The following is a 10,575-nucleotide window of genomic DNA, read 5'->3' as shown; positions in this document are numbered from 1 at the left end:
CGCACGATTATAAACAACGACAGCCCCACGCCCCCGCCGCTACGCCCACCCCTAGCATCGATCCTGACAGGATGAGCCAGCCCGCTCGCCTGCGTCCTCTTACACCCCTACCTGAGGAGATGCCACGTGGGAATGGACGGCAAAACAATACGTGTCGCAACCGATGTCGGCGGGACCTTCACCGACCTGGTCTATTTCGAAAGCAACCCGACGACCGGCGAGCAAATCATTCGTACCGCCAAGGTCGACACCACCCCGCCGAACTTTGCCCAAGGCGTGATCAATGTGCTGCACAAAGCTTCGGTGGACCTGTGCGCGGTGGATTTCCTAGCGCATGGCACCACGGTGGTCATCAATGCCCTCACTGAACGTCGCGGGGTCAAGACGGCCCTGATCACCACCCAGGGCTTTCGCGACATCCTGGAAATCGCCCGCGCCAATCGCCCGGATTACTTCAACCTCAAATGGGTCAAGCCCGCGCCGTTCGTGCCGCGCTATCTGCGGCGCGAACTCGCCGGGCGCCTGCACACCGATGGCAGCGAGCGCGAGCCACTCGACCTCAGCGGCCTGCCCGATATGCTCGGCGCCTTTCGCGCCGAGGGCGTGCAGGCCGTCGCTATCTGCCTGCTACACGCCTACGCCAACCCCGCCCACGAGCAGGCCGTGTTGAACGAAGTGCGGCGGCTATGGCCCGACATCTCGGTGGTGGCCTCGCACCAGATCACGCGCGAATGGCGTGAGTACGAGCGCTCCAGCACCACGGTGCTATCCGCCTATGTGCAGCCCATCGCCGCGCGTTACCTCGACGACCTGGAAACCGGCTTGCGCGACGGCGGTTATGAGGCGCCGCTGTACATCATGCAATCGAACTGCGGCGTCGACAGCGTCCGCCACGCCCGCGACACGCCCGTCACCATGGTCGAGTCCGGCCCGGCCAGCGGTTTCTGGGCCGCTGCCGAGCTCGGCCGGCTGCTCGACGAACCCAACCTGCTGGCGCTGGACATCGGTGGCACCACGGCCAAATGCTCGCTGGTGCGCAACGGCCAGGTGTCGATCAAGACCGACTATTGGATCGAACGTGATCGCCTGAACGCCGGCTACCCGATCATGGTGCCCGTGGTGGACCTGGTGGAAATCGGCAACGGCGGCGGTTCGATTGCCTGGGTTGACGCGTTCGACAAACTGCATGTCGGCCCGCAATCCGCCGGCGCCCTGCCGGGCCCAGCGGCGTATGGCAATGGCGGTTTGCAGGTCACTACCACCGATGCCAACCTGGCCCTGGGGCGGATCAACCCCGCGTACTTCTGCGGCGGTGAACTGGCGGCGGACATGCCCGCCGTGCACGCGGCCTTCGCCCAGTTGAGCGAGCGCCTCAAGCTGCCCATCACTGAAATCGCCCGGGGCATCGTGCGCATCGCCAACGACAACATGGTCAATGCGCTCAAGCTGGTGTCGTTGAGCCGCGGCCATGACCCGCGCGAACTGACCCTGGTGGCCTTTGGCGGCGGCGGCGCAATGCACGCGGTCGCGCTGGCCCAGGAGCTGGGGGTCCGGAAAGTCATCGTGCCGCGCGCCGCCTCGGTATTTTCCGCCTGGGGCATGACCCTGTCGGACCTGCGCCGCGACCTGTTTATCAATCGCTTCGTCGAAACCCAGCGCTACGGCGCAGTGGCGCACACCGAGGGGTTCCTGCAGGACCTGATGCACAACGCCCGCGCGCAATTTATCGACGACGGGATTGCCCCGGACCAGGTCGAGCTGCAGGTGTATTGCAAGCTGCGTTACCAGAACCAGGAACATGCCGTCGAAGTGCCGCTGAGCAACGGCGAGTCACTGAGCGCGCATTGGCCGGCCATCGCGCAACGCTTTCATGGCCTCTATGAGCAGCAATACACCTACCGCCTGGAGGCGCCGCTGGAAATCATTGGCTTCCACCTGGTGGCAGTCGCACAGATCGGCAAGTTGAACCCACAAGCCCTGCCCATCACCGGCCGCACGCTGGCCGCTGCCCACAAAGGCCAGCGCCCGGTGGACTTCGCCCTCGAAGGTATCCACGACACCGCGATCTACGACTACGCCCTCCTGGAGCCGCAGATGCGCTTGTGCGGGCCGGCGATCATCGAAGACACCGGCTCCACCGTGGTGGTGCACCCCGGCAACCAGGTGCTGGTCGACCGACTCGGCAACCTGCATATCACCCTCGTGGATGAAGGAGCAGCGTCATGAGCAACCTTGATGTGTTCACCCTGGACATCATCCAGAACTCGTTGCAGGCCATCGCCGACGAAATGTTCACGGCGATGCGCAAAGCGGCCATGAGCCCGATCATTTATGAAGTGCTGGACATGGGCACCGGCATCACCGACGCCCAGGGCGAGATTGCCAGTTCCGGGGCCGGTATCCCGGCGTTTGTCGGCGTGCTCGACAAAGCAGTCAAGCAGATCCTGATCAATCACCCCGTGCCCGGTGAAATCGAGGACGGTGATGTGTTCATCACCAACGACCCCCACAGCGGCGGCGTTACCCACCTCAACGACGTGATACTGGCCATGCCGGTGTTCGCCGACGGTCGCCTGGTGGCCTGGACCGCCAATATCGCGCACTGGAACGACGTCGGCGGCAGAGTGCCGGGTTCGTTGTCGACCGAGGCCACGGACATCTTTCAGGAAGGCCTGCGCCTGGCCTCGGTGAAACTGATCAGCCGTGGCCAGCCGATTCGTTCAGTGCAGCAGATTCTGCGCAGCAATACGCGCATGCCGGATTTCATGGAAGGCGACTTGTGGGCGGGCATCGCCGCCGTGCGCGGTGGCGCCGCGCGCCTGCAGGCACTGAGTGCGAAGTATGGCGTCGAGGTGTTCCTTGCGGCCATGCAGGCGTTCATGGACCTGGGCGAGAAAATCTCCCTGAGTGCACTGCGCGGCTTGCCGCCTGGGACCCTGCAAAAAGAGGAGTTGCAGGACGACGGCAGCGTGTTCAACGTCACCCTCCACATTTGCGCACGCGAGTTGATCATCGACCTGCGCGATAACCCTGACCAGTGCGCCGGCCCCACCAACCTGAGCCGGGATGGGGCGGTGGTTGCGGCGCAAATGGCCTTCAAGGCACTGACGGCGCCCCAGGGCGTGACCAATGGCGGCACCTTCCGGCCGTTGCGGGTACTGACCCGCCCCGGCTCACTGTTCGACGCCCAGCCACCCGCCGCCGAAGGGTTCTACTTCGAGAACCTGATCCGCGTACACGACCTGATCCTGCGCTGCCTGGCCGAACGTTTTCCCGAGCGCTTGCCCGCCGGCAATTTCGCCTCGGTGTGCGCCACCATCATCGGCGGTGTGCACCCCGATACCGGACGCGCGTTCACCCTGGTGGAACCGGAGATCGGCGGCTGGGGCGCAGAGGCCGGACGCGATGGCAACAACGCGGTGTACTCGGGCTTGCATGGCGAAACCTTCAACTGCCCGGTGGAAGTGTGCGAGGCCCGTTATGGCCTGTACGTCGAGCGCATGGCCCTCAATGACGAACCCGGAGGGCATGGGCAATTCCGTGGCGGGCGCGGCATCTGTATCGATTACCGCGTGCGCGCCGATGCCAGCTTCCTGACCTGCGGCTACACCCGTGCCGTCGTGCCGCCCTGGGGCCTGGAGCAAGGCCTGGACGGCTCGCCCAATTACGTCGAAGTGGTGCGCCACGACGGGGCAACGGAGCGCTACGCCATGGCCAGCAGCATCGGCCTCAACGCGGGCGACCTGGTGCGGGTACGCACCGGCGCCGGAGGCGGTTTTGGCCCGCCGGCCGACCGCGACCCGCAGGCGGTGCTGGAGGACCTGCGCAACGGCTATGTCGACGCCGCCACTGCCCGCCGGGTGTACGGCCTCAAGCTTTGATCCACACACCTTCGCAGAGGTAATACCTATGTTTGCACCTACGGTTTACACCCAACGCCGCCACGCTTTGCGCGAGCGCCTGAGCAACGGGATCGTGTTGCTGATCGGCCATGGCGAAGCGCCGATCAACTTTGCCCTGAACAACTACCCGTTTCGCCAGGACGCCAGCTTCAGCTACTTCTTTGGCATCAATCGGCCGGGGCTGATCGGCATCATCGACCTGGATGATCATCTGGACACGTTGTACGTCGAAGACAGCCCCGAAAGCGACGTGATCTGGCTCGGTGAGCCTCTGGATTCGGCTGAGCTGGCCAACGCCTGCGGCTGCCAGCAAGTGCGCTCGATGAGCCGCGTGCAGTCCGCCGTCAATCGCGCCAGGCGCTACGGGCGCAACGTGCACTTCCTGCCGCCGTGCCGCGGCGAAACCGCGCTGACCCTGTCGCAGTTAACGCAATTGGCGCCCAACAGCCTGGCGGGCAAGGCGTCACGCGCCTTGATCCGCGAAGTGGTGGCCCTGCGCGAGATCAAGGAAGCGGTGGAGCTGGCCGAGATCGAAAGTGCCCTGCGGGTTACCGAGCACATGCACCGCCTGGCCATGCGCACCACCCGCCCCGGCATGGTGGAACGTGAAGTCGTTGCCCATATGCGCCACGTGCTGGGCCGGGAGGGTCTGCAGGAAGCCTACTGCCCGATCTTCACCCGGCGCGGCGACATCCTGCACCTGTTTGAACATGACAACCGCTTGGTCCAGGGTGACCTGGTGATCAACGATGCCGCCGCTTGCAGCGCCCTCGGCTACGCCAGCGATGTGACGCGGACGCTGCCGGTCGGTGGGCGCTTCCTGCCCCATCAGCGCGAGCTGTACGAGGTACTGCTCGAAGCCCAACAGGACGCGATCCAACACAGCCGTGCCGGAGTGACCTTTATGGAGGTGCACCTGCAGGCCGCCTTGAAGCTGGCCGAGGGCATGCGGGCGCTGGGGTTCTTCAGCGGCTCACCGGCGGACATCGTCGCGTCCGGCGCCTACGCCCTGGCCTTCCCGCACGGCCTCGGCCACCTGCTCGGGCTGGACGTGCATGACATGGACGCCCTCGGCGAAAACAACGTGGGCTATGACACCGAAACCTCGCGAAGCGAACAGTTCGGGCTGTGCCACCTGCGCCTGGGCAAGGCCTTGAAACCCGGCATGGTGCTGACGGTGGAACCCGGAATCTATTTTATTCCCAACCTGATAGCGCGCTGGCAGGCAGAGAACCGCCATGCGGGGCTGATCAACTACTCGCGTTTTAACGACTACGAAGACTTTGGCGGCATGCGCATCGAGGACGTCGTCGTGGTGCAAGACCGCGTCGGCCGAGTGTTGGGGCCGGCCATTCCCAAGCAACCCGATGCGATCGAAGCGGCCATGGCGTGATCGCTTACCGCACAACCCTAACCGCATAACAATAAGAGAAACCCTCATGAAAACACGTCACCTGCTGCGCGCAAGCGCAGGGCTTTGTTTCGCCTGGATGCTGATCACCGCCGGTACCGCACAGGCCGAACAGTTCATTGGTTTTGGGCAACCGGGCCTTCCGGGCAAGTGGGCGCTGGAGTCGTTCCCGGTGTACAACCGCAACGCCGACGGCAACGTGCGTGCCGGCGGCAATACGGTGCTGGCGTACTTTTCCGAAACCGGCTTCACCGACACCACCCGCGACCAATTGCAGTTCTGGGTCGGCGCGATTCCCGGCTATGCCAGCACCAACGGCGCGAAGGGTGCAAGCCCTTGGGGTATCGCGGCGCCCAACCTTGGGTTTGCCTACTACTACAACGTGGTCGAACCCACCAGCGACTACGGTGCCGACGATTTCACCACCTTCTGGGTCAACCCGACGCTGATGGTCGAGTTCCCCAACGGCAACGACGAACTCGCCGGTTACGGCGCTTTCGCCAACCGTTACGCGGTGAGTTTCAGCGTCGCCAACTACCTGCGCGTGGGACGCTTCGCCGCCACCTTCACGCCGGCCGGTATTCATTACGCCGCGCGCAACCGCAACGCCACCGACCTGGGCACCGACGACCCGCAGCGCCTGCGCGGCGGTGTGAGCCTGTGGCTGGCCAACGTGGCTGCCGGTTACCTGGCCACCGAGGACCTGTGGCTGGGCGTGCATCACGTCTACCACATCAACAATACCGCCGCGTCGGACTTCGCTGAATCGCGAGTCGGAAAAGTCGGTCCGTCCATGACCTACACCGGGTTTGCCGCCCAGGGGCTCTACCTGTCTGCCAACTTCAACGTCGACTACTACCGCAGCGCCAATGTGACCCGCTCCAATGAGCTGACCATGGCCCTGGTGAAGTTTTTCTGACCGCCTATTCGAGGACTGCCCATGAACACCCACAACCCTGCTGTCGAACCCCACGACGTACCCGTTACCGTGCGCTGGCTGAACCCCATCGGACAACCGACATTCGACGCGCCGATTGCCGACTTGCTGCACGGTATCAAGCTGCCATCGACGCAGATTGAAGTCGTGTCGTTCGACATGAAACCCAGCCCGACACACCTGGAATATCGCGCGTACGAAGCGCTCACCTACGAGCGCACCCTGCGCATTGCCCGTGACTGTGCGCAACAACAGATCGACGCGCTGGTGATCGGTTGCTTCTACGACCCGGCGCTGGAAGACGCCCGGGAAATTTCCGGCGACACCCTGGTAATCGCGCCGTGCCAGGCCAGCTTGCAAGTGGTCGAGCAACTGGCCAATCGGTTCTCGATCATCGTGGGCCGCAACAAATGGATGGAGCAGATGCACGAGCGCGTGCGCAGCTATGGCGCCGAGCATCGGCTGGCGTCCATGAGGCAACTGGGCATGGGCGTGGATGAGTTTCAGAAAGACCCCGCCGTGACCCGTCGACGGATCATCGAGCAAGCCATGCTGGCGGTCGAGGAAGACGGCGCGGAGGCCATCGTGCTCGGGTGCACCATCGAGTTCGGCTTCTTTGAACAGGTGCAGCGCGAAGTGGGTGTACCGGTTATCGACCCCGTGGTGGCGGCGTTCAAGATGGCCGAGGCGTTGGCGGGCATGAAGCGACGGTTTGGCTGGGTACCCAGCCGAGTGGGCAGCTGTGAGCCGCCGCCGGAAGCCGAGATCGAGGCCTTTGGCCTGTTTCAGGGGCCGGTGCCAATCGGCAATCGGGTCAAGGCCTAACCTTTCCTCATCTGGATGAACCGCCATGAGCCACGTCACCTCGACGCCCGAACCGGGCAATAACACGACCACCCTGCCGGTGGGCGATGTGTTCAAAGAGATGCCCTTGACCCGCGAGCATTTGAAAGCCTGTCTCGCCTTGTTTGTTGTGTTCGCCATCGAAGCCTGGGAGATGATGATCATCGTCTACACCGCGCCGCTGATCGCCGAGGACCTGACGCTGGATGCATTGGCCATCGGCAACCTGATCAGCGCGATGTTCATCGGCATGCTGCTGGGCTCGCTGGCCTGGGGCAAATTGGCCGAACTTATCGGCCGCAAGAACGCCATCCTTTGGAGCCTGGGGCTATACGGGCTGATCTCGCTGGCCAGCGCATTTGCCCCCGACTACCTCACCTTGTACGCGCTGCGGCTGATATCGGGCGTGGCGGCGGTGGGCATGATAGTTGTGACCTTTGCGCATTATCAGGAGCTGCTGCCGGTCCGCCATCGCGGGGCACTGACGGTTTACCTGGCCTCGGGCTGGCCCATCGGCATGTTGCTGGCGCTGGGGGCCACGGTGTGGCTGCTGCCCCAGGGTTGGCGTGCGGTTATCGTGCTGAGTTCACTGGCCAGCCTGTGGGCGCTGGTGGTGGCGCGCTGGGTGCCGGAGTCACCTTACTGGCTGGCCAGCGTTGATCGACAACCCCAGGCCAAGACGGTTATCGCGCGGTTGAGTCGCGGCGCCGTAGAGGTGCCGCTGGGCTGCCAACTGACGGTCGATCAGACCACCCGGGGCCGCCATCGCGACCTGTTTGCACCGCGCTTGTTGACGGTCAGTGCGCTGCAGATCATCGTCAACTTCACCTTTTCGTGGGGCTATTGGGGCTTGCAGACCTGGCTACCGACCCTGCTGCAGCAACGGGGCTTGAGCCTGCCGCAGAGCTACGGCTTTATTGCCCTGTCGGCGTTGTGCATGATTCCCGGCTACATCACCGCCTCGTACCTGACCCAGCGCCTGGGCCGCAAAAAAGTCATCATCGGTTTTATCAGCGCCGCGGTGGTCGCAGGTTACGCGTTTGCCAACGCCCAATCCCTGGAAATGCTGTACCTGAGCAACTTCGCCCTGGCGTTCTTCAACCTCGGCGCCTGGGGTGTATGGGGCGCCTGGATCGGCGAGCTGTACCCCACCCGCCTGCGCACACTGGGCTATGGCTGGGCGATCTTCGCGCAGAGGGTCGCCAATGTGCTGGCGCCGTCGCTGATCGGCATGCTGATCGCGTACGGCTCGTCCTTCAACATGACCACTACGCTGATCAACGCCTTCATGCTCGTCACCGTGATGCTGGTGGTGTTCATTCCTGAAACCGAGGGCAAGGCGTTGTGTTGATCGGCCGTCGGTTAGCGCCGTTTCCGCGTGCGCAGCGGGCGGTTGCCCGACATCGGACTCATCAGCGTACCGTTTGAATAAGGCGCCCCGGTTGACCGGGGCGTTCTTGCCACCGAAACGGAAGTCATCATGTACACACCTTCACCGGCGCAAAAGCTGGTATTTCCCATGCAGCGCGGCCCTTTCCAGAACAACGGCGCTACGCCGTGGTATGCGACCCTCCAACTGGGCACGCCCGGGCAAGCGCTCAAGTTTTCCCTCGACTCAGGCACCAACATCACCTGGGTGACCTCGACGCTGTGCTCGCCCAACCAATGCGAACACTTTGGAGGTGCTCGCTTCGACTACCAGGCGTCCAGCAGCTTTGCCTTTACCGACTGCCTGCAACGCCCCTACAGCTTCGGCCCGTGGGGCACCATGCAAGTGGAAACCGCCGCGGACCTACTCACCACGCCGGCCGGCAATGCGCTGGCGATGAAGCTCTTTGTGGCGGCCGACTACAGCGGCGAACAGTTCAAACAGCTGAACTGGGATGGCGGTATCGGCCTGCCGTGCAGCAGCGCGTATGTGGAGGGTCGCAGCTCATTCCTGTTTCAGGAGCTGATTCGCAGCGGCCAGCTCGATCCGGCCCAGCCTTACGTTGCGTTTGATTGGGATGCCACTGAGCGCAAGGGCACCTGCCAAATGGGCGCCATCGACATGACCAAGACACACGGGGCGCATCTGTTCCTGCCCTGGTCGGTCTACAGCAGCGTGGCTGGGGTTGAATACATCTGGTCCACCCCGCTCAAGTCCTACTCCGTGGGCGGTACAACGCTGGGCACCGACCTCACCTTTGCGCTGGACTCCGGCTCGTCACAGTTCAAGGGCGATGACACGCTTATGCAGCAAACCCTTGCACGCATTGCACAGGGCGGGAGCCCTGAGGTGGTGCTGGGTTTCGCGGACGGTGAAATCACCCTGGGTGCGCAGCTCTACAACGTGCTGATCGAAGAAGGCCCGCAAAAAGGCCTCACCCTTGCGCAGTTTTCACCCTTGGGCCTGACGGACCTGGTGCTGGTCGGCTCGCTGCTGATGGACCACTGCTACAGCGTGTTTGAGTACCAGGTGGTGCAATGCGGACACGGCCTCTACTCGCTGGCACCGGTGGGCGTCTGGTTGTTCAATCGCCCGCAGGGGCCGCAGATCATCACACGCGCCTCGTCGCGTCGCTTCCAGCCCGGCCCGCGGCCTGCGGCCACCGGCAAGGTCACCTTTCCCGTTGCCACACCGTCGAGGTCAGTGGCAGGAACCTGGAAAAATGACTACGGCTCGGTGATGACGCTCGACGTCACCGGCAATCGAGTCACCGGGAGCTACCAGTCGTCGACTGGCTCGACCGGCCGATACGAGGTGGTGGGTTACCAGTTGAAGGCTGCCGAACCACCGAACCTGGGGCTGCCCGTGGCGCTTGCCATCGAGTGGCATTCGATCGGCAAGGACCCTGCGGACCCGAGCTGGAACTGGTCATCCGCCCTCTGCGGCCAACTCAGTGTGAACGGTGATGAAGAGATACTCGAACTCTCCCACTTGCTGGTCGCGAGCAGTGACTTTCCGGGGTTGGCGCAGCCTGGCACTTACGTCGACAAGCTGCGCTACCGTCGAGCCGCCCCTTCCATCACCGACTGGCCGGACACCGGCCTATCCCATGCAACCGCCACCCCCTTGACCGGTACTTGGCTGGCCGCCGATGGCAGGGTGCTGGTGGTGGCCGTTCACGCCGCGCACAAAAACCGTGTGGGGCGCCTGAGTGGCCATCTGTCAGGGCCCACGGGTGACACCGAGGTGGCTGGCTTCACCGATATCGGCGCCGCGGCGGCGGGGCTGTCACTGCAGTCGGTGGCGCTTGCGGCGGCGCAGCCAAGCGGCGCGTTGTCGCTGAGCGGTTGGTTGAACGTGCCCGACGACGTGCTTGAGCTGGTGATGCTGGACAGCGTTTCGACGGTGCCGGCCAATGCGTATGTGCAGACACGCCTGTCGTCAGTGGTGTTCAGGCGCAGACCGCAGGTCGTCGCCGGCTGAAAACCCGCCAAGCAGGCTGTTCGCGGGAGTGTTTGTCGTTCGCGCTGGAACCTTTGTGAGGCCTGCGCCA

Annotated in this window: 7 protein-coding genes; all 7 read left to right on the top strand. The window is 63.8% G+C overall.

The annotated features are described in order from the left end of the window. Positions 1 to 132 precede the first annotated feature (132 nt). Positions 133 to 2,226 (top strand): hydantoinase/oxoprolinase family protein, encoded by a 2,094-nt coding sequence (locus GIW02_RS19960; RefSeq protein ID WP_236414808.1) that lies wholly within the window; start codon positions 133 to 135, stop codon positions 2,224 to 2,226. Then, positions 2,223 to 3,881 carry a hydantoinase B/oxoprolinase family protein gene (locus GIW02_RS19955; protein WP_236414806.1) on the top strand — a complete coding sequence of 553 codons (1,659 nt, stop codon included), beginning with the start codon at positions 2,223 to 2,225 and terminating at the stop codon, positions 3,879 to 3,881. Before GIW02_RS19960 ends, GIW02_RS19955 begins: the two co-directional genes overlap by 4 nt. A gap of 28 nt (positions 3,882 to 3,909) precedes the next feature. Next, positions 3,910 to 5,295, top strand: a complete 1,386-nt coding sequence (locus GIW02_RS19950) for an aminopeptidase P family protein (protein WP_236414804.1) — start codon at positions 3,910 to 3,912, stop codon at positions 5,293 to 5,295. Positions 5,296 to 5,341: 46 nt separating this feature from the next. Further along, complete coding sequence (locus GIW02_RS19945; RefSeq protein ID WP_236414802.1) at positions 5,342 to 6,232, top strand: hypothetical protein; 891 nt, start codon at positions 5,342 to 5,344, stop codon at positions 6,230 to 6,232. Between the two features lie 21 nt (positions 6,233 to 6,253). Further along, on the top strand, positions 6,254 to 7,075 hold the full coding sequence (locus tag GIW02_RS19940) for an aspartate/glutamate racemase family protein (protein ID WP_236414800.1): 822 nt from the start codon (positions 6,254 to 6,256) through the stop codon (positions 7,073 to 7,075). Positions 7,076 to 7,100: 25 nt separating this feature from the next. After that, the gene (locus GIW02_RS19935) at positions 7,101 to 8,444 is read left to right on the top strand and encodes an MFS transporter (protein WP_236414789.1); all 1,344 of its coding nucleotides are present in this window, start codon (positions 7,101 to 7,103) and stop codon (positions 8,442 to 8,444) included. 129 nt (positions 8,445 to 8,573) lie between these two features. Beyond that, positions 8,574 to 10,505, top strand: coding sequence for an avidin/streptavidin family protein (locus GIW02_RS19930; protein ID WP_236414787.1), 1,932 nt, complete (start codon positions 8,574 to 8,576; stop codon positions 10,503 to 10,505). Positions 10,506 to 10,575: the final 70 nt, after the last annotated feature.

Origin of the sequence: Pseudomonas syringae (assembly GCF_021606685.1) — a bacterium.
Classification (GTDB): Bacteria; Pseudomonadota; Gammaproteobacteria; order Pseudomonadales; family Pseudomonadaceae; genus Aquipseudomonas; species Aquipseudomonas syringae_R.
This window is presented reverse-complemented; position numbering and strand designations above follow the sequence as displayed.

What these genes read in the sequence shown, in the direction of transcription:
- GIW02_RS19960 (WP_236414808.1), top strand. Translation starts at nt 133, where the DNA reads ATGGACGGCAAAACAATACGTGTCGCAACCGATGTCGGCGGGACCTTC.
- GIW02_RS19955 (WP_236414806.1), top strand. Translation starts at nt 2,223, where the DNA reads ATGAGCAACCTTGATGTGTTCACCCTGGACATCATCCAGAACTCGTTG.
- GIW02_RS19950 (WP_236414804.1), top strand. Translation starts at nt 3,910, where the DNA reads ATGTTTGCACCTACGGTTTACACCCAACGCCGCCACGCTTTGCGCGAG.
- GIW02_RS19945 (WP_236414802.1), top strand. Translation starts at nt 5,342, where the DNA reads ATGAAAACACGTCACCTGCTGCGCGCAAGCGCAGGGCTTTGTTTCGCC.
- GIW02_RS19940 (WP_236414800.1), top strand. Translation starts at nt 6,254, where the DNA reads ATGAACACCCACAACCCTGCTGTCGAACCCCACGACGTACCCGTTACC.
- GIW02_RS19935 (WP_236414789.1), top strand. Translation starts at nt 7,101, where the DNA reads ATGAGCCACGTCACCTCGACGCCCGAACCGGGCAATAACACGACCACC.
- GIW02_RS19930 (WP_236414787.1), top strand. Translation starts at nt 8,574, where the DNA reads ATGTACACACCTTCACCGGCGCAAAAGCTGGTATTTCCCATGCAGCGC.